At 66.4% G+C, this 21750-nt stretch carries 19 protein-coding genes, 1 tRNA gene and 1 pseudogene; 10 read left to right on the top strand and 11 right to left on the bottom strand.

Going from position 1 to position 21750, the window contains the following annotated elements; genetic code table 11:
- Both GJ633_RS04610 and GJ633_RS04615 read right to left on the bottom strand, forming a co-directional pair.
- Nucleotides 1-1015 (bottom strand): hypothetical protein (locus tag GJ633_RS04610; protein WP_156587570.1); only part of this gene is annotated, 1015 nt, incomplete at its 3' end.
- An 80-nt stretch (nt 1016-1095) separates the two neighbouring features.
- On the bottom strand, nt 1096-1800 hold the full coding sequence (locus GJ633_RS04615) for a DUF1405 domain-containing protein (protein ID WP_156587572.1): 705 nt from the start codon (nt 1798-1800) through the stop codon (nt 1096-1098).
- Nucleotides 1801-1921: 121 nt separating this feature from the next.
- Here GJ633_RS04615 and GJ633_RS04620 point away from each other — a divergent pair, with 121 nt between their 5' ends.
- From GJ633_RS04620 to GJ633_RS17000, 4 genes are all read left to right on the top strand, one after another.
- Nucleotides 1922-2530, top strand: coding sequence for an FxsA family protein (locus tag GJ633_RS04620; RefSeq protein ID WP_156587574.1), 609 nt, complete (start codon nt 1922-1924; stop codon nt 2528-2530).
- Nucleotides 2531-2656: 126 nt separating this feature from the next.
- A tRNA-Ile gene (locus tag GJ633_RS04625) sits at nt 2657-2730 on the top strand.
- 308 nt (nt 2731-3038) lie between these two features.
- Nucleotides 3039-3188 (top strand): hypothetical protein, encoded by a 150-nt coding sequence (locus GJ633_RS04630; protein WP_156587576.1) that lies wholly within the window; start codon nt 3039-3041, stop codon nt 3186-3188.
- Nucleotides 3175-3408, top strand: coding sequence for a hypothetical protein (locus tag GJ633_RS17000; RefSeq protein ID WP_394351124.1), 234 nt, complete (start codon nt 3175-3177; stop codon nt 3406-3408). The genes GJ633_RS04630 and GJ633_RS17000 overlap by 14 nt, the downstream gene beginning before the upstream one ends.
- A 1-nt stretch (nt 3409) precedes the next feature.
- On the opposite strand, the gene GJ633_RS04635 is transcribed toward GJ633_RS17000, so the two are convergent.
- A complete protein-coding gene (locus GJ633_RS04635; protein WP_156587579.1) occupies nt 3410-3811 on the bottom strand; it encodes a type IV pilin in 402 nt (133 codons plus the stop codon).
- A gap of 163 nt (nt 3812-3974) precedes the next feature.
- Between GJ633_RS04635 and GJ633_RS04640 the strand changes: the two genes are divergently transcribed.
- Both GJ633_RS04640 and GJ633_RS04645 read left to right on the top strand, forming a co-directional pair.
- Nucleotides 3975-4751: a hypothetical protein gene (locus GJ633_RS04640; RefSeq protein WP_156587581.1), complete on the top strand. Its 777-nt coding sequence runs from the start codon at nt 3975-3977 to the stop codon at nt 4749-4751.
- Between the two features lie 293 nt (nt 4752-5044).
- Nucleotides 5045-6433 carry an aspartate aminotransferase family protein gene (locus tag GJ633_RS04645; protein WP_156587583.1) on the top strand — a complete coding sequence of 463 codons (1389 nt, stop codon included), beginning with the start codon at nt 5045-5047 and terminating at the stop codon, nt 6431-6433.
- A 134-nt stretch (nt 6434-6567) separates the two neighbouring features.
- On the opposite strand, the gene GJ633_RS04655 is transcribed toward GJ633_RS04645, so the two are convergent.
- From GJ633_RS04655 to GJ633_RS04665, 4 genes are all read right to left on the bottom strand, one after another.
- A complete protein-coding gene (locus tag GJ633_RS04655; RefSeq protein ID WP_156587601.1) occupies nt 6568-7512 on the bottom strand; it encodes a M48 family metallopeptidase in 945 nt (314 codons plus the stop codon).
- 147 nt (nt 7513-7659) lie between these two features.
- Entirely contained in the window at nt 7660-7815 is a 156-nt protein-coding gene (locus GJ633_RS17005; RefSeq protein WP_197431233.1) for a hypothetical protein, read from the bottom strand.
- Nucleotides 7816-8131: 316 nt separating this feature from the next.
- The gene (locus GJ633_RS04660; RefSeq protein WP_156587585.1) at nt 8132-9334 is read right to left on the bottom strand and encodes a redox-regulated ATPase YchF; all 1203 of its coding nucleotides are present in this window, start codon (nt 9332-9334) and stop codon (nt 8132-8134) included.
- 156 nt (nt 9335-9490) lie between these two features.
- Nucleotides 9491-9748 carry a hypothetical protein gene (locus GJ633_RS04665; RefSeq protein WP_156587587.1) on the bottom strand — a complete coding sequence of 86 codons (258 nt, stop codon included), beginning with the start codon at nt 9746-9748 and terminating at the stop codon, nt 9491-9493.
- A 495-nt stretch (nt 9749-10243) separates the two neighbouring features.
- Between GJ633_RS04665 and GJ633_RS04670 the strand changes: the two are divergent.
- A pseudogene (locus tag GJ633_RS04670) lies at nt 10244-11549 on the top strand (MFS transporter).
- A 506-nt stretch (nt 11550-12055) separates the two neighbouring features.
- On the opposite strand, the gene nasA (GJ633_RS04675) reads toward GJ633_RS04670, so the two are convergent.
- Both nasA (GJ633_RS04675) and nasA (GJ633_RS04680) read right to left on the bottom strand, forming a co-directional pair.
- Nucleotides 12056-14269: an assimilatory nitrate reductase NasA gene (nasA, locus tag GJ633_RS04675; protein WP_231741231.1), complete on the bottom strand. Its 2214-nt coding sequence runs from the start codon at nt 14267-14269 to the stop codon at nt 12056-12058.
- Between the two features lie 7 nt (nt 14270-14276).
- On the bottom strand, nt 14277-16391 hold the full coding sequence (gene nasA, locus GJ633_RS04680; RefSeq protein WP_156587591.1) for an assimilatory nitrate reductase NasA: 2115 nt from the start codon (nt 16389-16391) through the stop codon (nt 14277-14279).
- Nucleotides 16392-17045: 654 nt separating this feature from the next.
- On the opposite strand from nasA (GJ633_RS04680), the gene GJ633_RS04685 reads away from it, so the two are divergent.
- Nucleotides 17046-18806, top strand: coding sequence for a nitrite/sulfite reductase (locus tag GJ633_RS04685; protein ID WP_156587593.1), 1761 nt, complete (start codon nt 17046-17048; stop codon nt 18804-18806).
- A 324-nt stretch (nt 18807-19130) separates the two neighbouring features.
- Here GJ633_RS04685 and deoC read toward each other — a convergent pair whose 3' ends face one another.
- Both deoC and GJ633_RS04695 read right to left on the bottom strand, forming a co-directional pair.
- Nucleotides 19131-19769, bottom strand: a complete 639-nt coding sequence (gene deoC / locus GJ633_RS04690) for a deoxyribose-phosphate aldolase (protein ID WP_156587595.1) — start codon at nt 19767-19769, stop codon at nt 19131-19133.
- A 123-nt stretch (nt 19770-19892) separates the two neighbouring features.
- Nucleotides 19893-20252, bottom strand: coding sequence for an Hsp20/alpha crystallin family protein (locus GJ633_RS04695; RefSeq protein WP_156587597.1), 360 nt, complete (start codon nt 20250-20252; stop codon nt 19893-19895).
- Between the two features lie 357 nt (nt 20253-20609).
- Here GJ633_RS04695 and sod point away from each other — a divergent pair, with 357 nt between their 5' ends.
- On the top strand, nt 20610-21209 hold the full coding sequence (sod, locus tag GJ633_RS04700; RefSeq protein ID WP_156587599.1) for a superoxide dismutase: 600 nt from the start codon (nt 20610-20612) through the stop codon (nt 21207-21209).
- Between the two features lie 190 nt (nt 21210-21399).
- Nucleotides 21400-21705 (top strand): DUF5827 family protein, encoded by a 306-nt coding sequence (locus GJ633_RS04705; protein ID WP_156587600.1) that lies wholly within the window; start codon nt 21400-21402, stop codon nt 21703-21705.
- Nucleotides 21706-21750 lie beyond the last annotated feature (45 nt).

Here is a 21750-nt window from a genome sequence, read left to right on the forward strand (position 1 = left end):
GCGCGAGCGGGCTCGACGGGTACGGCGGCGTGGCGTCCGGGTCGTTGTACGCCCGCGGCGCGACGTCGTTCGGCCCGTCCGGGTAGAAGAGCGCGGCGATCGTCTGGATCGCCGTGCGTCCGCTCGCGAGTTCGAACTGCCCGCCGCCGTACATCTCGATCCCCTCGTCCTCGCAGTACGCGATCGTCTCGAACAGCGACTCGAGGGTGCCGAACCGCGACGGCTTGATGTTACACCACCCCGGATCGACCGGGAGCGACCGCAGGCTCTCGACGCCGTCGATCGGGTAGTCGAACGAGAGCCGGTCGGCCTGGGGTGCCACGAGCGCCCTCGTCTCCGGGGTGAGAGCGGGGTCCTCGACGACGGCGGCCGGGAACGCGGCGAACACGTCGCGGTACAGCTCCGGGTCGGGCTCGACGTCCACCTCGGTCCCCTCGTACCAGCCCTTCAAATCGAGGACGCGCACCGCGTCCGTCTCCCGTAGCGTCACGAACGCCGCGTCGGGCCAGTCCGGCGTCGGGTCGAGCTTGAACTCCACCTCGTCGTCGAGCGCCAGCAGCTCCTCGACGCGGTCGGTCGTCGGCGGGTCGCCGAGCCGCGTCGAGACCACGAACCGCACCGGGTCCGGGTCGATCCCGAGCCGGTCGCCCAGCGACTCGCCGCGCTGTCGGAGCGCCAGGTCGAGCGCGGCGCTCTCGACGGCCCACCGTCGGTAGTTTCGCGAGTACTCCTGTTCCGGCGCCCCCGCGCGGAAGAGGTCGACGTCGTCGAGGCGGGCGGACAGCTCGGCTATCGTCCACTCGCCTTCGAGGTCGATCGGCTCGGTCTCGGCGAGCGCGTCGTGGTCGTCGGTCTCGTACGTGACGTCCTCGCCGCGTCCGACGACGCCGTCGCCGGTCAGACGGAACTCCGTCGTCGTCCGCTCGAACCCGCTCGTCGTGTTCGCCGTGTACCGCCGGCGCCCCACCGACTCGATCGTCACGGTCAGGTCTGCGATCCGCTCGTAAGCGCTCATGGGTTGGCGGAAGCGCCCAGGGGACTTAAAGAGCGGATGCGTGACCGGGTACCGAGACGGTGTCGGCACCGGAAGTCGCGTCAGGCCCCGCTTCGGGACCGGCGGCGGCATTTCGAGACGCGGGTCGCGAGCGTCCAGTACACCGGAACGACGGTGAGCGCGACCGCGCCCGCGGCCGCGACTTGCAGGACCGTCGTCGTGAACCACGGCTCGGAATCGGCATACGGGAGGGCCGTGTGGGTGACCTCGCCCGCGACCGGGACGAAGTAGTCCATCAGGAGGTCGAGGGTGTACCACGCGGTCGCGACCGCCACGGCCTTCAACGGGAAGTCGGTCATCCGGTGGAGCACGAACGCCTGCAGTACCATCGCGAGGTGGCTCACGAACAGAAACGCGTACAGCGCCGGCCCTGCCGTCTCGACGAACCGGGGAGCGAAGACGACGAGCGCGTACGGCGTCCAGAGCCCGAGCTTGACGTTCCCGAAGAACGCGAGGGCGGCGAGGGTGTCGCTCGACCGACCGAGCGCCCACGCCGCGAGCGCGCACGCGATGAGGAGCGTCGCGGCCGGGCTGTCCGGAACGAAGACCCACACCTCGGGCGGCAGCGCCCGGAACTGGAACCGATAGTACCAGAACCCGAACGCGGTGCCGAGGAGGTTGATCGCGACGACGACCCACGCGTACCGGTAGGCGATGTCCTCCAGCGCCTCCGGGAGGGGAGCGACCCACCGCGGCAGGGAGTCGCGTTCCGGTGGGTCGCGTCCCAGCGCGCCGACGATGTCCATACCTCGGGCTCGCCCCGGTGACTCAAAGCCGTGCCGGTCGCAGACGACGGGGCCGTCGCGAACAGCGGGCCGGCTCCCCGGGACGAAAAGGGCTATGGGGACCGGGAGGGAAAGCCGGGGTATGCGCCCGCGAACGCTGCTCGCGCTGCTGCTCGTCGTCCCGCTCGTGGACGCGCTGTTCTTAGTCGTCGTCGCGACGCGGCTGGGGTGGCCGATGACGGTCGCGCTCGTCGTGTTGACGGCGATCCTCGGAATGCTCCTGTTGCGCGCCGAGGGACGTGCGACCCTCGCACGCGTCCAGCGCAAGTTGGCTCGCGGCGAACCGCCGACGGACGAGCTGCTCGACGGTGGGCTGTTGATCGCCGCCGGCGCGTTCCTGCTCACGCCGGGGCTCGTCACCGACGCGGTCGGGTTCCTGCTCGCGTTCCCGCTCTCCCGGATCCCGATCCGCGCGGCTCTCAAGCGGTACGTCGTGGTCCCGTACCTCGACAGTGAAACAGGCGGCTTCGTGAGCGGCAACGTGTACGTCGGTGGGTTCCCCGGCGACGGCGACGACTTCACGATGGGCGGCGGATTTCCGGGTGACGCGGCCGACGGTGGCGACTTTCCCGGCGGGAGCGCGGGTGGAGCCGGCGGCCAGCGGGACGACAGCTTCGACGACGCCGATCGCGACGACGTGGTCGACGTCGACTTCACCGTCGAAGACGAGGAGACGGACCGACCCGACTGAGACGAACGAACCGTCGGACCGCTCCGGGACGCGGATTCGACACCTCGAAAACCGGATGACGGCGACGCGACTCGTGAAAGGAAACCCTTAAAATCCTACCCGCGCAACGACCGAATGCGCTCACCTGGGCCAATAGCTCAGTCAGGTTGAGCGCTCGGCTGATAACCGGGAGGTCCACGGTTCAAATCCGTGTTGGCCCACCTACTGAACGGGCGGTGTTTAGCCGTCCGGGATTGGTGGGCTGGGACTCCCCAGCCACCCAATTTCGGTATTCTACTTCCTTCGAGCCGCCGCTATCGGCGGTTGTCCCGGCACACATCTAACCGATACTCAACGCCGTATCGCGATCACCGTTAGCCGGAGGTGATCTCCCGTGATGTTTTCCGAGAGACCGAGATCCGACGTGACTGCCTAGAGTGTGGCGCCTACCTCCCGTGCGGTTCGGCCGTCTCACCTCACTTTCAGTCTCGTGGTTGAATTTATTCGTCCCGGTCCAATTGGTTTCCATATGTCGAGTACGGAGTGGCGGCCAACCGATGACGAAGACGGTCCGGACGAAAACCTTGGTTTCGGCGACGCGCTCGCCGAACTCGCCGGCGAAGACGCTCCGGAAATCGATCCCGTCGACGCCGTCCGTGAGTCACGTGAAGACGTATGAAGCTCTACGTCGACTCGAATCTCTCTTCATCGCAATCGTCACCGACGACGACCCGCCGATGAGTGTCGTTATCGACGCCGCGCTCGCGCACTTGGTGGAGAGTGAAGAGAACATCCGGGACGCTCGCGACGAATACGATCCCGTGACTATTCAGGATCTGTGTAACACGTCAGTCGTCGGGTTGCAGTACCGGACGCGAATAAAAAGCCGGTGGCGGTGACTTAGGCGAGAGTCACCGTCTGTTCGGCAATGATCGCATCGGACGGGGTGTGAATGATCCGGACGGTCGTTTCCCCACTGAAGCCGGTCTCGATTGTCGTCGAGTTACCAACGCTGAGGTCCCCTAGGGCGTTGTTAGACTCAGTTCCACTTCCATCTACAACGCGCACCTCATCACCCTGAATCGGGTCTCCACCACGGTGTGTGACCGTGATATTACTACCGGTGTCCGCTTCAATATTCAACTGTGCCGTCGGCTGACTGCTACCGAGCGAGTCGCCGAGTCCGAGCACGAACGTTCCGATGACGGCGGCCAGAATCACGGTGATTGCGACCATGAGTATGACGCCGATAACAGGACTCACTGCACGGTCATCTGAGTTGAACAGATTGTTTGGTTTCATAGTTTGAACCCAGCGATCCACCGATGAAACGGCCGCTCCGTTCCGATCGGTTAGCTGGTTACTTTCTGATAAGCAGACCTTACTTATGTACTTACTGGCATAAATATCAAATACGAAAATCTGATGGACAAGATAAAATCCGTTGACGCGTAACCCCACTCCCATGCAACCCACGGCCCAAGCCCTCTCCCGGACCTACAGCGATCGGGTGTATCCCGACCCGTGGGAGAAGGTCCTCGACTACCGCCGCGTCCTCGCGTACGCCGCCGAGCATCCGAACGCCGGCCGAGTGCGTGTCGGACGCGCGCTCGACCTACCGGACGAACGCGTCCGCGGGTGGCTCAAAGACGCCGTTCCAGACCCGGTCAGAGCGATCGACACGGCGATCGACCACGGGTGGCTCGACCCGGATCCCGACGGTGAGACCGCTGCCGCGCTCGCCGAACTACTCGCGCACGTTCTCGCGGGCGGAAGCATCGCCGCCGAGAACTACGTCCCGGCGGTGGCCCCTGGTGGCCGGGTGGACATCTCGGAGATCCGCTGTGCGTTCGAGCGGGTCGGCGTCGAGACGAGAACCCGTAACGAGAAAACCGACGGCCGCGCGACCGAAATCGTCCCGACGGACGACGGGACGGTCCTCGGTCGGTGTCTCGTCGCGATGGGAGCGCCGGCCGGCATGAAGACGACGCTGGATCGGCTCCCGGCGGTCGTGTGGGAGGTGCCGCGTCCGGTCCGCCGGTCGTTCGCCCGGATCTACGTCCGGCACCGTGGACTGAATTACGAGGGGAAATCGACGACAAGAGTCCAAGTTGACCGCCCGAGTTCGTTCATTGAGGAGGTACGGGAGGTCCTCAACGACGTGCTCGACGAACAGATCTCCTCGGCAGATGTCGGACTCACGATCTCGGCGGACGCCGCGAGAGAACTCGGCGTCGAATAGGGCCGGCCACGCCGCTCTCCCGACTCTTACTTAAAGTCTGACCGGAGTCAGTCACCGCAGATCGACGGGGCACGTGCTGTTCGACATCGCGACGCTACTGATTCCGGTGCTATCTGTGTGGACAATGATCGTGGGCGTTCTCGTCTATCGCCGGAGTTAGCGACCTGTCTCGTATAAGTAGGTTGGAATTTGAGTCGGTGCTCGAGCAGGTCTAAGATGAACGCTAACCTCTCACAACTAGGGAAATCGTCACAGTCCCATGAGTTATTGACGCTGCCCGCACACAGTGGGATATGGATAGAGACACCGTCGAACCCCAGGTCGACTCCTTTCCTGGTGAGAAAGGCGAACGATGGATCGGATATCACCGGCAGTTCGCTGCGCCGAGTACGGCAGCCTACGAATTCGTCTGGGATGTAACCGAGGAAGCCCTCGGTCCGTTTTGTACCGACGTCGATGGAAACGTCCTCCTCGATTTCACGAGCCATATCGCGGCCGCCCCGCTCGGATACAACAACCCCGTACTGGAGGAGAAGATCGACGAATTCGACCTCCCGACCCCGACCAAGATCGCCGGCCAGAGTTTCTACTCGAGCACTGGCTGGCCGCCCGAATCGCCCGACATCCCGGGCATCCCCCAACTCATGGACCGGCTCACCGACCTGACGTCCGACTACGGTCTCGACACCGTCTTTCTGTCGAACACAGGCGCGGAAGCAGTTGAAAACGCGATCAAGATCTGTTACGATCACGGCTCCGGAGCGCGACAGGGTATCACGTTCAAAGGCGGGTTTCATGGCCGGACACTCGGCGCCCTCTCACTCAACCGTTCGAAGTCGGTGCACCGTCGCGGATTCCCCGAGATTTCGGGGATACACGACGTTCCCTACTGCAAGGATCGTGGATGCACTCCGACCACGTGCGACTGTGGGTTCTTCCAGTCCGAAGACGACATGTCGTTACTCCGTGAGATGCTCGACTCCAAACGCGGATACGTCGATCCTGCCGATCTCGCATACATAATCGTCGAACCCGTTCAAGGAGAAGGCGGCTATCGCTTCCCGAGCGACGCGTTCGCCGAGGAACTCCACGCTGTGTGTGAGAAACATAACATTTTGCTCATCGTCGACGAGATCCAGACCGGACTCGGCCGAACAGGCGAATGGTGGGGATCGGATCACTATCCCTTCGAACCGGACGTGATCACGAGCGCGAAGGCCTCACAGGTCGGAGCAACGATTTCGCGTCGCGAGGTGTTCCCCGAAGAGAAAGCCCGTATCTCATCGACGTGGGGTGGCGGAGACGTCCTCGCGGCGCTCCAGGCCGCCGTCACGATCGACGTCATCGAGGAGGAGAGCCTGCTCAGGAACGCACGTGATCGCGGCGAACAACTGAAAGACCAGCTCCGAGAGGCCGACCTCGACAGTATCGAGAATATCCGCGGGAAAGGACTGATGGTCGCACTCGACTTCGAATCGAAAGCCGCTCTCGAACAGACGATCCGTGCCGCGCTGGACCGTGGACTGTTGACCCTCGGCTGCGGTCAGCGATCGATGCGACTACTCCCCCCCTTGGACGTGACAGAGCGCGAAATCGAACTGGGGGCAAACTTGCTCGTCGACGCAATCGAGGACACGGAAGCGAAGCGAGACTTACCAACTGATTCGACGACGACCACGTGACGAAGTGGTTCCCTTCGCTACCCGATCCTCACACCGTCCGGTAGTGTTTTTTAACTGTCCCGCAGCGGTCTGGTAACGCAGGACTCCTAGTGATATTCGCCGTCGATACCTAAGCACCGCGTCGCCGTCGATACCTAAGCGCCGCGTTCGGACGCGGCGAGCCGGTCGATCCGGTCTTCCGTCGGCGGGTGCGTGCGGAAGAGCCACCGTTCGAGCCGATACAGCCGGGTTCGGAGCCACCAGTACGACGGCTCTCTGTCCCCCTCCGGTCCGAGCATGACCTTCTCCAGCTCTTCGGGTTCGAGTGGGAGGATCGACAGCGAGGAGACGCCGGACGCGTCGCGGAGATCTCGGTTCGGTGTCGCCTCGATACCGTCGTCGAGCTTCCGGAGAGCGCTCGCGAGGGCCGCCGCCGATCCGACCCCCTCGACCGCTGCTCGGTCCGCGGCGCGTTCCCTGACGCGAGACAGTCGGGCGGTGATAGCCTTCCCGACGGTCCAGACGAGCGTGGCGACCGCCGCGAGCGGAACGACGACGATCGCCGTCCATCCGGGGTTCTCGACTGCCGCGAGCCGCGAGCCGAGCCCGTCGGCGAGCACGACGGGGAGAGAGACGACCGTCATCACCATCGCGTCGCGGTTCTTCACGTGTGCGAGTTCGTGGGCGACCACGGCCTCCAGTTCCGCCGCGTCGTCGAGCGCGTCGAGCGTTCCGCGAGACAACACGAGGTGAACACTCTCCGGACGAAACCCGACGGCCAGCGCCTCCGGTGCCTCGCGGTCCGAGATCGCGATCGTCGGTGCGGGCACGTCGAGTTGGGCGGCGACGCGAGTCGCGATCTCGTACAGGGCCGGCTCGGCCTCCCGGTCGACCGGTCGAGCGTCGGCGATCCGCTCTATCGTCTCGACCTGTCTGTACTCGAGGTATCCGACGGTCAAAAGCGTCATCGCCGTGATCCCGGCCGCGATCGGCGTCGCGGGACGCACTTCGAAAAACGAGAGCACACCGTAGAGAACGGCCCAGACGCCGACGAGCAGTCCGACGGTCAACGTCGCCAATGCGGCCAGCGCGGCGGCCATGCTGACGGTGAGCGAGAGCGTTCTGGAGGGCACACGCGGCCGATCGTCACCGATCGGTAAAAACCTGGGTGCCACCGGTCGCAGTGAACGCTCTCGCTCACCGTGGCTCGGCACGGTCGGAGACCGCGATCTCACTCCGGTACCGCCTCAGGCCTGCACGGGACGCTTGCAGTTCGGACACTCGGTCGTGTCGACGTCGCGACCGATCGCGGGGACGTGTGCGCCACAGCTCGGACACCGGGTGCGAGTGCGGGCGTACTCGGTGTGCGACTGTACGCCCTTCCGATCACTTCTGTCTCCCATACCGTCCGATCGTTTCTCTTGTATTAATAATTTTGCTTATATCTGACTCAAAGACGATAGATTCCACAGATACACAACATCGGGGAGTGGTGGGATACGGTTGGCAATTGGGAACGTTCGCCGACCTCCCGAGCGAGCGAACGCGGCCCGCGAATTGGATCGGCCGCAGCCGACGAAGACGACTGCAGCTGATCGAAGGCGACCCCAGACGACGACGCAACCCGCGCACGACCGGGGCCGAGAGAGCAAAGCGGGAGCGGAACGAAGCGGGACTGGAGCGAACCCGGAATGAAGCGGGAGCGGAGCGTGGCAGCGCCTACGGTGCCACCTGTTTCGTCGAGACCAGCTCGATCACGTCGCGGTGAGCGAGGGCGTGGTCGGTGCCGACCTGTCGACCGCTCCGGCAGTCGGTGCCGTGGAGCAGCCCTTCGCCGATGTCCGAGTGGATGTGAAACGCGAAGTCCTCCGTCGTCGCCCCCTCTGGGAGGATAAAGCAGTCGCGGAAGACGCCCTTCTCGTCTTTCGAGCCGTTCGCGGTGCCCGGGAAGACGGCGATGCAGCCGAGCACGTCGAAGATCGCGGACTCGAGTGCGCCCTGTACGCCGGTGCCGTCGTACTTGGCGACGAACTCGCCGATCCGTTCGAGGCCGGCCGCCTGCTCGCCGGAGACGTCGCCGACGACCTCGAAGTCGCGGTCGCCGGGCGTGTAGTCGACGACGCCGGCCGCGTCCGCGTTCTTCAGCGCCTTCTCGGCGTGGGCGCTCGCGGGGACGAACGAGAGGTGTTCGTAGTCGGGATCCGACGTGATCTCGGCCCAGTTCGCCTGCGCCTCGGGGGTGTCCATCTTGTTGGCGGCGACGACCATCGGTTTCGTCCGCGTGCGGATCTCGCGGGCGAGGTCGGTCTTGTCCGTCTCGTCCCACGTCTCTGGGTCGAGTTCGAGCCCCCGTGCGAGGATCACCTGCTTCATCTCGTCTTTACCGATGCCGAACGCGGACATCTGCTCGGCGAGCTCTTCCTCGATCGCGGCCTCGGCGCCGTGGTACCGCGTCTCGAACTTCTCGAGGCCTTTTCCGAGCACGTCGCGGTACCACTCGTCGAGCTCCGCTTCGAGGAAGTCGATGTCTTCGCGCGGGTCGTGGCCCTCCGTGGCCTCGCCCTCGATGTCCGTCTTCCCGGAGAAGTCGACGACGTGGATCAGTACGTCCGTCTCGTTGAGGTCGGTGAGGAACTGGTTGCCGAGCCCCCGTCCCTCGTGGGCGCCCGGGACGAGCCCCGCGACGTCGACGAGTTTGACGGGCACGAACCGAGTCCCCTCGCGGCAGACGCCCACGCTCGGCGTGCAGGTCTCGTCGAACTCCGGGGCGGCGCAGTCGACGCGGACGTACGCCTCGCCGACGGTCGGGTCGATCGTGGTGAACGGGTACGCGCCCTCGGGCACGTCGTTCATGGTCGCGGCGTTGAAGAACGTCGACTTCCCCACCGAGGGCTTGCCGACGAGACCGATGCGATAGCTCATTACCGCTCGTCCGCCGTCGGCGGTGAAAAACGATGCGAGACGCGACGTGGCGTGGGAATCGGTGACGGCGAACGGGCGAGTAGACAGTGAAGACCGAACCGGAACGAGCGAGTAGACAGTGAAGACCGACCGTCGAGACCGGCGCGGCTCGACGGCTCAGGCGTCGCCTTCGGACTGGCCGGGTTCTCCGACGGCCTCGATCGGCAGGACGTTCTGGAGCGCGACGAACGCGTCTTCGGCGCTCTCGAACCGCTCCTGCTCGACGGCCGCGAGGAGTTCCCCGAGGTCGGCCTCGCCGTCGGCGAACAGCACGGTCGTGCCGGCGTAGGCCTCGACGAGACCCTCGCACGTCATCGGATACGATTGTTCGCCCAGTTCCCCTTCCACGCGGGACAGGTGGACTTCTTTCGTCATGGTCGATACTCGGCGCGAGAGGGCTTAAGCGTGCACCCGGTGAGACGACCGAGAGCGATCGGATCGCATTTGACGGTCGATCCTCCGCTGGACGATCCGCAAGCCGACAACCCGCCGGATCCCGGGCGTCTCGGCTCGTGAGGCCGATTCATCACGAAAGACTATCGGCGACGAATCGAGACCCCGGTCGAGAGTGTCACGTTTTCGGCTCGCTCGCGCCAACAATTTTAGTTCTATCTCGAACGTATGGAATATACGTTCGGCTGGATAGTGATGGGCAGATCGGTGCTTGAGTGGAGAATATTTGGTTGATCGGTCAGCGATTATCTTATTAAACGTCGTATTGTGTCTACAACGCGTGTTAGATAACGAATTCGGTCAGTTATTGACGGTACAGCTAACAGGAGCCGATCTGATCGGTGGTCGTAGACCGCTCGCAGTCGACCGCAACGAGGATCCGTGTGGGGTGATCGGCGCGTGAAGAGTCCGATCCGGATGACGAAGTACCGGACGCTGCTGCTCGCGACCGTCGGGTTCAACTTCTCGTTTCTGATCTGGTTCTCGTTCGCGCCGTTCACCGGGGGGATGGCAGAGGAGTTCGGCCTCACCACGGCCGAAATCGGCATCCTCGCCAGTTCGGCCATCTGGATGGCGCCGTTCGGCCGCATCCTCACCGGCTGGCTCTCGGACCGGTTCGGCGCGCCGGTCATCTTCGCCATCGTCCTCGCGTACGTCGGCGTCTTCTCTATCATCAGCGCCTTCGCTCGGGACTACTCCGTGTTCTTCGCCACGCGGTTGATCGTCGCCACGGCGGGGATCACGTTCGTCATCGGCATCCAGCACGTCGCCGAGTGGTTCGAGGAGGCGAACCTCGGGCTGGCGGAGGGGATCTACGCCGCGTCGGCAACGCGGGCGCGCCGGCGGCGCGCTGATCCTCCCGCGGGTGTTCGGCACCGACTGGAGCGGCCCGCTGTTCCAGACCAACTGGCGGGCGGCCTTCTTCTACACCGGGATCGTCTCCATCGTCCTCGCCGGGGTCTACTTCGTCTTCGGCGAGGCCGCCAAAAGTGAACAGAAGCGCCAGGCGACCAAAGAGAGCGCGACGCTGCGCGGGTGGCTCCACACCGCCACCCGGTACGGGACGGTCGTGCTCGCCGCCGCCTACGTCATGTCGTTCGGCCTGGAGCTGTCGATGAACGGCTGGCTCGCCACGTACTACCGCGAGGGATTCAACACGCAGAACCTCGTGTTGGCGAGCACGTTCGCCGCGACGTTCTCCGTCGCCGCCGGGCTGCTCCGTCCGTTCGGGGGCTACATCAGCGACGTGCTCGCGCGGACGGAGACGAACATCCTCCCGTTCTTCGAGGGGCGCTACCGCGAGCAGTGGACGTTCCTCGGGCTCTGTTTCATCGTGGTGATGATGTTCGTCATGACGCTGGCCGGGCTCTCCGGCGTCGTGATGAACGCGGTCGTGGTCGGCTTCCTCGTCGGCGCGGGCTGTGCGTGGGCCGAGGGCGCCATCTTCGCGCAGGTGCCGGCGATGTTCCCGAACAGCTCCGGTGCGGTGGCCGGGATCGTCGGCGGCATCGGCACCGTCGGCGGGATCGTCTACCCGCTGATCTACTCCGCGCCGTGGCTCGCCAACCTCCACGTGGGCTACTCCGTCACGGCGGTCACGATGATCCCGATCGTCCTGCTCGCGGCGTGGGTGTTCCGGCCGGAGATCGCGGGCGTCGCGAACACCGCCGGCTTCACCGACGCCGCGCCGGAGACGGGGTCGATCGCCTCCAGCGACGACTGAGCACACCGGGCGACCTCCGTACCCCGCGCGGTTATTCTCGACCGCCGACGGCGACGATCTCTTATAAATCGACGATCTCTTATAAATGAACGAGGCGGTGCGGTGGCGCGCCTGCGAGCGGTCGCCAGCGGCGACCGCGAGACAGAGCGCGAGGGACGCCGCGAGCGCCTTAGAAAGGCGCGAGCGGCAAGGCTGGGGAGGCGTGAGGTGCTGTGCGGAGGGGAGCGGGACTCAAAAGGGCAGTCGCCGGCGGCGGAGCCGCCGGCTGCTAGAGGCGCGTCGCGCCACGCTGCCGCGAGAATTCACGGCTGGGGCTTTGGAGGTGTTCTCCGCGCCAGCAACGACTTAAGCGAATGACTGCCGCTACGGAGAGCGTCACCACGCCAGCAACCATTTATCAACGGGCGGCCGGCAAACCGCCCTGGACTACCTGAACTACCAATAACCACCCGCCAGCGACACCGCTAGCCGCTCAAACGAGAATCGGTGCCCGTCGACCAAGGCCGCTACGAGTGCGACCACCCGCTATTCGCGTCGCGTGAGCCGGCGGCGACGTCGGTCCGAGACCGGTTCGGCGGCCGCAGCGCGACCGCGCACTGCTTGAAGTTCGGCTCGGCCGACTCGGGATCGGCCGCGGCCAGCGTGAGTTCGTTGGCGGCCGGGTTGTGAATCGGCAGCCAGACGAGCCCGGGCGGCACGTCCGCGTCGGCTTCGACGCCGACCGTGACCGCCGCACGACGGGACTCGACGACCGTCTCCCCGCGCTCGAACGCCGCCAGGTGCTCGCCGACCGTCTCGGGGTTCATCCGGGCCGCCATCGCGGCCTCGTCGACGTCGCTCCGCGTCCGGACGCCCGTATTGTACACGTCGGGCCGCCGTCCCGTCGTCAGCGTGAGGGGATACGCGTCGTCGATCGGTTCGGGAACGCCCGAGTGGGCCGCGTTCGAGAACCGGGCGCGGCCGGAGTCCGTGTGGAAGGACCACTTCCCGCCGCTCGTCCCTTTCCGATCGTCTTCTCCCTCCTTTCCGTCGTCCGCCCCGTCCCGGTCGTCCGCCCCGTCCCGGTCGTCCGCCCCGTCCCCGTCGCCCGTCCCGGCGTCGTAGTAGCGGTACCCGCCTTGCGTCTCGGCGTCCGGGGCGGGCCACCGGACGGCCAGTTCGTCGGCCAGCCGCTCGTACGTGATCCCGGAGAGGTCGGCGCTCGTGTCCCGCGTCAGCTCGCTGATCTCGTCGAACAGGGACTCGGGGTCGAGCCTCGTCCCGTCGAACAGGTCTGGCACGATTCGGTCGGCGACCGCGGCGACGATGTCGACGTCCTGCCGGATCCCGTCGGGCGGCTCGGACGCCGCGGTGACTCGCGACACGCGTCGCTCCATGTTTATCACCGTCCCGGACGACTCGCCCCACGTCGCCGCCGGCAACACCACGTCGGCGCAGGCGACGGTGTCCGAGTAGAACGCGTCCTGCACGACGAGGAAGGCCTCCTCGAGGGCGCTCTCGACGTGGCCCGCGTCCGGCATCCCGGCGACCGGGTTCGTCGCCACCGTCCAGCAGACGTCGACGTTGCCGCGCGCGAGCTCGTCGACGATCCGGACGAAGCCGGGGCCGGACGCGTCCGGCAGGCGGGAAAGCGGCACGTCCCACGCTTTCGCCACCGCTTTGCGGTGGTCGACATCGTCGAACGGCCGATACCCCGGCCAGGACGACTTCGAGGCGCAGACGCGGTTCCCCATCGAGTTGGCCTGGCCGGTCAACGAGAAGGGGCCGCTGCCGGGACCGAGGTTTCCGGTGGCCAGACACAGGTCGATCAGCGACCGCGCCGTACCCGTCCCCTGGACGCTCTGATTGACGCCCATCCCCCAGTACACCAGCGTCCGGTCCGCGAACGCCGAGGCCAGTTCGGCCACGCGATCGACGCTCACGCCCGCCGTCTCGGCCGCGACGGCGATGTCCGGCAGCGACCCGACCATCTCCTCGTATCCGTCGGTGTGTCGCTCGACGAATTCGCGGTCCACCCCGCCCGACTCGACGACCTCCGCGAGGACCGCCCGCGCCAGCGCGAGGTCGGTCCCCGGCTCGGGCCGCACGTGGACGTCGGCCTCGACCGCGGTCTCGCTCTCGACGGGATCGACGGCGATCAGCTGACTGTCGGGGTCGCTCGCGCTCTCCGCTATCCAGCGGTACAACACCGGGTGAGCGATCTTCGGGTTCGCGCCCCAGACGAGGTGGGTCTCGGCGTTGGAGATGTCGTCGTAGGTCGGCGGCGGCGCGTCGCTCCCGAACGCCTGGTAGTACGCCGTGACGGCCGATGCCATACACAGGGTGGTGTTGGCGTCGTAGTACCGGGTGCCGAACCCGCCACGCGCGAGCTTCCCCAGCGCGTACGCCGCCTCGTTCGTCTGCTGGCCGCTCCCCAACACCGCGACGTTGTCGTTGCCCTCCCGGAGCGCTTCGATGATCCGGACGGCGACGGTTCCGAGCGCCGTGTCCCAGTCGGTCGGCTGGAGGCTCCCGCCTCGGCGGATCAGCGGCTGCGTCAGCCGCTCGCCGCTCGGGTCGACCGTCTCGCGGACGCCGCGGCTGCACGTCTGGCCGCCGTTCGTCGGGTGGTCGTCGTCGCCGCGGACATCGGCGATGCCGCGCCCGTCGTCGGCCGGCCGCTGCCGGTAGCCGCAGCCGACCGCACACCGCATACACGTGGTTGGCTTCCGTTCTGTCATGATCGTGTCAGTCGTCTGCGGCAACGGGTTCGCCGTCGGCGGCTCGATGTCCGTCGTGGACGAGCGGGTTTGAGGGCCGGGGCGCCCGGACGGCGACCGCGCACTGCTTGAAGTTCGGTTCGTCGGACTCGGGGTCGACGGCCGGGAGCGTCAGGCGGTTCACGGCCGGGTGGTGGATCGGGAGCCACACCGTTCCCCGCGGCACCCCGTCGTCGGGGTTGACGGTCACCGTGGTCGAGCCCCGGCGCGACGCGACGACGGTCTTGCCGCGGTCGAACGCCTCGATGCGTTCCAGCGTCGTCTCGGGGTGGATGCGGGCGACCGGCGGATCGTCCTCGTCGGCGTCTCGGGTGCGAACCCCGGTGTTGTACGCGTCGGGGCGTCGTCCCGTGGTCAGCGTGAGCGGGTACTCGTCGTCGGTCGGCTCGGCGAGCCCTCCGTGGGTCGCCGTCGAGAACCGCGCGCGACCGTCCGGCGTCTCGAACGCCCAGCCGTCGTCGGTCGCGTAGCGGTATCCACCCTCCGACTCCGCCGTCGGCGCGGGCCAGCGGACCGCGAGTTCCGCGTCGAGCCGGTCGTACGAGATCCCCGAGAGGTCGGCGGGCGTGCCGGCCGTCAGCTCGCGCAACTCGTCGAACACGGACCGCGGCGTGACCGACGGTCGTTCGAACAGGTCCGCGTCGATCTCGGCGCCGATCGCGACGATGATGTCGAGGTCCTGTTTGACCTTCGGACCGGTCTCCGTCGCGGCGCGCACCCGCGATATCCGCCGCTCCATGTTGGTGACCGTCCCGGACGACTCGCCCCACGTCGCCGCCGGCAACACCACGTCTGCCAGCTCCGCGGTCTCGGACCGGAACGCGTCCTGGACCACGAGAAATGCGTCCTCCAGCGTCTCCCTGACGCGGTCGCTGTCGGGCATCCCGGCGACGGGGTTCGTCGCCACCGTCCAGCACACGTCGGCCGGCCCGTCGGCGAGGGCGTCGACGATTCCCACCGGCCCCGGTCCGGGGTCGTCGGGGAACCGGTCTACGGGGACGCCCCACGCGTCGGCGACGGTCTGCCGGTGGTCCGGGTCGGTGAACTCGCGGTGGCCGGGCCAGGTCCCCTTCGAGGAGCAGACCCGCGTCCCCATCGAGTTGGCCTGACCGGTCAGCGAGAAGGGGCCGCTGCCGGGACCCAGATTGCCGGTGGCCAGACACAGGTCGATCAGCGACCGCGCCGTGCCCGTCCCCTGGACGCTCTGGTTGACCCCCATTCCCCAGTACACCAGCGTCCGGTCCGCGAAGGCGTCGGCGACGCGCTCGACGGTCTCGACCGAGACACCGGCCGTCTCGGCGCCCTCGGCGATGTCCGGCAGCGTCTCGACCAGCGCCTCGTACCCCTCGGTGTGTCGCTCGACGAACTCGCGGTCCACCCCGCCCGACTCGACGACCTCCGCGAGGACGGCGCGGGCGAACGCGAGGTCCGTCCCGGGCTCGATCTGCACGTGGAGGTCGGCGTCGTCGACGGTCTCGCTCGCCACCGGGTCGACCGCGATCAGCTCGCTGTCGGGATCGCCGGCGCTGTCGACGATCCAGCGGTACATCACCGGGTGGGCGACGGCCGGATTCGCGCCCCAGACGAGGTGGGTCTCGGCGTCGGGGATATCGTCGTAGGTCGGCGGCGGCGCGTCGCTCCCGAACGCCTGGTAGTACGCCGTGACGGCCGAGGCCATACACAGGGTGGTGTTGGCGTCGTAGTACCGGGTGCCGAACCCGCCACGCGCGAGCTTCCCCAGCGCGTACGCCGCCTCGTTCGTCTGCTGCCCGCTCCCCAACACCGCGACGCCGTCCCGCGTCTCGGCGAGGGCGTCCTCGATCCGCGAGACGACCGTGTCGATCGCGGTCTCCCAGGTGGTGGGGACCAGCGTCCCCGCCTCTCTGACGAGCGGGCGCGTCAGCCACTCGCCGTCGGGGTTCGCGGTCTCGTCGATCCCGCGCTGGCAGGCGAGCCCCCGGTTGACCGGGTGGTTCGCGTCGCCCCGCACCGTGTCGATCCCGTAGTGGGTCCCGTACCCTCGCTGGAGGTGTCCGCAGCCGACCGCACACCGCACGCACGTCGTCGGCGTCCACTCGGTCATCGCCACACCCCCGTCGGCCGCGTCGCGGTCGCGAGGCGGGTCGCCGCGCGGGGATCTACTGCGAGGCGGTCTTCCGCGAGGCGATTCTCCACCCCAATCCGCCCGCGACCCCTGGCAGCCGGTCCGCGTTCGTCCGTGACAGCCGAACCGCACACGTGATCTCCCATCGATTGCGTTCTGGATGAGAGATAACCCAACGCCGATATAGGTGTTGTGATCCGATAATCAGGCGTGTATTAGGTCATAAATGATAACAAAATATCCCAACAACTGAACGAACGCGTACATGGGCGTACGCGGGACCGAGGGCGTTGCTCAGGGAGCGGCGGCGATGGATCGGAGCCGGTGATCGACGATCGCGGCGGTCACATCCGGCTCGGAGATTGCTGCTGGAGCTTCACGTCGACCGACCGGTTTTCACGTTCAAGTTCTGAGTCGCATTTACGCCACAAACAAAATTTCTAACATCTATAGACGTAATATACATTGCTCCACGCCACCGGATCTCGGATCGTCTCGTTCTCGGCCGTATTTTGTGATTTTATTAAAACCAAAGCACTTTATGCTATCCTGTAAATTTCTAACCGAAATGAATACGCGTTTGGACAGTATAACTGCGAAAGAGTTTCAGTTCGGATCCGAAGGTAACCGGTAATGGCGCACAAAAAAGAGGGGTGGAAAGACGAGCTGTACGGCGACGACGTCCGCGAGAAGATCCTGGAGTTCGCAGCGGAGGGATTCGAATCCATTCCGGAAGACGAGCGCGACGAGTGGTTCACCCGGTTCAAGTTCTGGGGGGTCTTCCACCAGCGGACCGGCCAGGAGAGCTACTTCATGATGCGGCTGACGAACGCGAACGGCATTCTGGAGCCGGGACAGCTCCGCGCGATCGGGGAGGTCGCCCGCGACTACGCCCAGGGCCCGGTCGAAAACCCCGAGTTCGGCGACAGCTGGATCGACCTCACCACCCGGCAGTCGGTACAACTCCACTGGATCAGACTCGAGGACATCCCGGAGATCTGGGAGAAGCTGGAGTCGGTCGGCGTCACGACCCGGTCCGCGGGCGGCGACACGATGCGCAACATCTCCGGCAGCCCGGTCGCCGGGAAGGACGAAGACGAGATCATCGACACGCTCCCCCTGCTGGAGCGGTTCCAGGAGGAGATCCGCGGCGACGACGCGCTGTGTAACATGCCGCGGAAGTTCAACATCAGCATCAGCGGCACGCCCGAGGGCGGGGCACAGGACGCGCTCAACGACATCGGGCTCGAACCCGCCCGCAAGGAGATCGACGGGGCGGAGACGCTGGGGTTCAACGTCCGCGTCGGCGGCGGGCTCGGCGGCCGCGAACCCCGGGTGGCCCGGCCGCTAGACGTGTTCGTCGAGCCCGAGAACGCCTACGAGGTCGTTCGCGGCTTCGTCGAGCTCTACCACGACCACGGCGACCGGCAGGTGCGCTCGAAGAACCGGTCGCGCTTCTTCGTCGACGAGCACGGCACCGAGTGGATCCGGGACCTGCTTCAGGAGGAGTACGTCGACTTCGAGCTGCGGACGGCCGGCGACGACGTCCGCGAGGAGTACACGTACAACGCTGGCCGGCCGCCCGAGGACGGGAAGGTCGACTACACCGGCGTCCACGAACAGGGGGACGGCCGGCGGTACGTCGGGCTGAACGTCGCCGTCGGCCGGCTTCCGGCCGAGGAGGCGATCGAGCTCGCCGACCTCGCGGACGAGTACGGCTCCGGCGAGGTCCGGCTCACGCGCCGGCAGAACCCGATCATCGTGGACGTGGATCCCGATCGCGTCGACGAGCTGCTCGCCGAGCCGCTAGTGGCGAAGCACGACCCGGACCCGAGCGCGTTCGTCCGCGGCGCGATGGCGTGTACGGGGACGGAGTTCTGTTCGCTCGCGCTCGTCGAGACCAAGGCGCGGATGGCCGCGATGCTCCGCTGGCTCCGCGATAACGTCGACCTGCCGGACGACGTCGAGCAGCTGAAGATGCACTTCTCCGGCTGTACGGCCGACTGCGGGCAGGCGAACACCGCCGACATCGGGTTACTCGGGATGCGCGCGCGCAAGGACGGCGAGATGGTCGAGGCGGTCGACATCGGTCTCGGCGGTGGCGTCGGCGAGGAGCCCTCGTTCGTCGACTACGTCACGCAGCGCGTCCCCGCCGACGAGGCGCCGGGTGCCATCAAGAACGTTTTGGAGGCGTTCGCCGACCGCCGCGCGGACGACCAGCCCTTCCGGGAGTGGGTCGACGCGACCGACTCTGAGACGCTCGCGGACCTGTGTGACCCCGAGGAGACGAGCTACGTGGACCCGTGTCTCGCGGACGCCAAGCAGTCCTGGTATCCGTTCGCCGAGAACGCGGCGGCCGGCGCGTCGGCGGAGGTGGCATCGACCGATGACTGATCGGATTTCAGATTCGGACGCGACGCCGGTCGGAACCGACCGATTCGACGGCGAGCCGACCGCGGTCCAGCACGCCTCCGCCGACGCCGCTCCCGAGCTGTTCGGGTGGTAACGGTCGATATCGGGGTGCGTCCGCGAGTCGGAGGGTGGCCCGGGGCGAGTCGGCTGCGTCGATTCGACGGCTCCTTTCCCTTGTAGGCTCCTTCTCCTTGTCATTCTCATTCTCTTCATGCGCGTCCGCGCGAATGGTTAACTTGCCCCCTTCATCATCTCATCAGCCCCCCTTCATCATCCTCAACCACTCTATCATCCTCAACCACTCCATCATCCCGAGTACCCTTCGACGATCGCGACGCCGACGGCCGTGCCGATCCGGACCGCCCCCGCGTCGATCATCGCCGCCGCCTCCTCGTAGGAGCCGATCCCGCCGGCGGCCTTCACGGGGAGGTACTCGCTCAGCAGTTCGACGTCCGCCACCGTCGCTCCGTCGGCAGCGAACCCGGTGGACGTCTTCACCATGTCGGCGTCGGCCGCGACGGCGGCCTCGCAGGCGCGACGCGTCTCGTCTTCATCGAGTATCGCGGTTTCGACGATCACCTTCACCGGGACGGGCACGGCGGCGACGACGTCCGAGAGTTCGGCGGTGACGGCGTCGTCCTCGCCCGCCTTGAGCCGGCCGACGTTGATCACGAGGTCGACCTCGTCGGCCCCGTCCTCCCACGCGGTGACGGCCTCGTCGCGTTTCACGCCCGGCGTGTGCTGCCCGTGTGGGAAGCCGACAACGGTCGCGACCGTCTCCGGCGCGTCTGCGTACTCGGCCGCCTCGGCGACGTAACAGGGCGGGATACAGGCGTTCATCCCGTGTGCCGCCGCCTCGTCGAGGACGGTTCGGACGGCTTCCCAGGTCGTCTCCGGGCCGAGCACGGTGTGATCGATGCTGGCGGCGAACTCGTCTCGGTCCATGCCCTCCCGGTGGCGGCGACGGATAAAAGTCGTACTGGCTCGCGAACGAGGAGGGGTCACCGGCGAGGCCGACCGGGTCGCTCGCGACCCCGGCGAGCCGTCGAGGGGGCCCGACCGGGGGCGTCAGGACTCGATCTCGATCTCCGTGCCGGATACCGCGGCGTCGGTAACGGGGAGTCGGACCGTCAAGATGCCGTTCTGGTAGCTCGCCTCGATGCTGTCCTCGTCGACCGTCTTCGGGAAGCGGAACCGGCGGTGGTAGGTCCGCTGGACGCCGCGGTGTTCGTCCTCGTGTTCGCCGGCGACGTTGAGGACGCCGTCCTCCCAGGACGCCGAGATCTCCTCGGGGTCGAACCCGGGGAGCTCGATGGAGAGGACGAACTCGTCGTCCTCCTCGTACAGTTCGTAGTCGTTACTCCCGGTCTCGAACAGTCGGCTCGGCAGGTCGAGTCCTTGCGTCCACGCGTTCGCTGGTTCAAGCATGGCCATCGCTGACCACCTCGAACGCATTTGAACATATGGTAGCGATTCTATAAAAATGTCTCGGATCGTGGGTGGGTGTCTCTTACAAGAACGGCGATACTGCGCGGTTGCCGCGTCATCGCAGGTACCGAACCGTTCCGTCTCCCGGTCGGGGAGAGAAATTGATTTCGATTACGCGAGCGCGGCTCATCGGATGCGACGCCGTCTCCCGGTTCGACCCGTGAGCCGGCTGAACCACGAGCCCACCGGTTCGTCTCCGGCGTCTCCGGTAACACTCGCGTCCGGTGGCGTGTGGTATCACGCACCGCATTATCTTTAACAGGTTCCCGGTACATTACTGCAGTAGGTGATACAACGATGAGTTACGAACTCGACCCCCTTCCGTACGAGTACGACGCGCTGGAACCGCACATCTCCGAACAGGTTCTCGAGTGGCATCACGACACCCACCACCAGGGCTACGTGAACGGCTGGAACTCCGCCGAGGAGACGCTCGAAGCGAACCGCGAGGCGGGTGACTTCTCCTCGTCCGGCGGCGCGATCCGCAACGTGACCCACAACTCCTCGGGACACATCCTCCACGACCTGTTCTGGCAGAACATGTCGCCGGAGGGCGGTGACGAGCCCGAGGGCGCGCTCGCGGACCGCATCGAGGAGGACTTCGGCTCGTACGAGGCCTGGAAGGGCGAGTTCGAGGCCGCGGCCTCCGCGGCGAGCGGCTGGGCGCTTCTGGTCTACGACTCGTTCTCGAACCAGCTCCGCAACGTCGTGGTCGACAAGCACGACCAGGGCGCGATCTGGGGCGGTCACCCGATCCTCGCGCTGGACGTCTGGGAGCACTCGTACTACTACGACTACGGCCCGGCCCGCGGCGAGTTCGTCGACAACTTCTTCGAAGTCGTCGACTGGGAAGAACCCGCCGCGCGCTACGAGCAGGCCGTCGAGCTGTTCGAGTAACCCCGTCGGACGCGCCCGCGGTCGCGCGTCGAATCCCGTATTTTTTCGAGGCCGAGAGGAACGCGATAGGTTCGAACCTCCAGCGAGTCGCCTCGCCGTCGATCCCGGAGGACGCTGGTACACGGACGACGCGCTCGTCACGTGTCTCGGTATCGGCAGCGTTTACGGATCGGCCGCCGTACCCCCGGCCATGCCCGAACCGAAGTCGGCGTTCGACGCCACCTATCCCTGCGACTTCTACGAACCCGCGGACCTGTTCGAGCCGGACCAGATGTACACCATCCCGGAGATCGGGCGGCTCCTCCAGGAACTTGAGCCCGACGCCGAGGTCGACCCGGACACCGAGGCCGTGCTGATCGATTGGGCGATCCCGTGGGTGGTGGCCCACGCCGAGGACATGGTGGTCGGCGAACCGCTGGAAGAGGACGGGCCCGGCTACTACGGCGTGGCCCCGCACGCCATCGATGCCGCCGACGGCACGGACGATCCGGCGTGACCGGGCGCCGATCCGACCCGCCGGTCCTGCTCGTCGCCGGCGGCG

Origin of the sequence: Halorubrum sp. CBA1125 (genome assembly GCF_009742825.1) — an archaeon.
Classification (GTDB): Archaea; Halobacteriota; Halobacteria; order Halobacteriales; family Haloferacaceae; genus Halorubrum.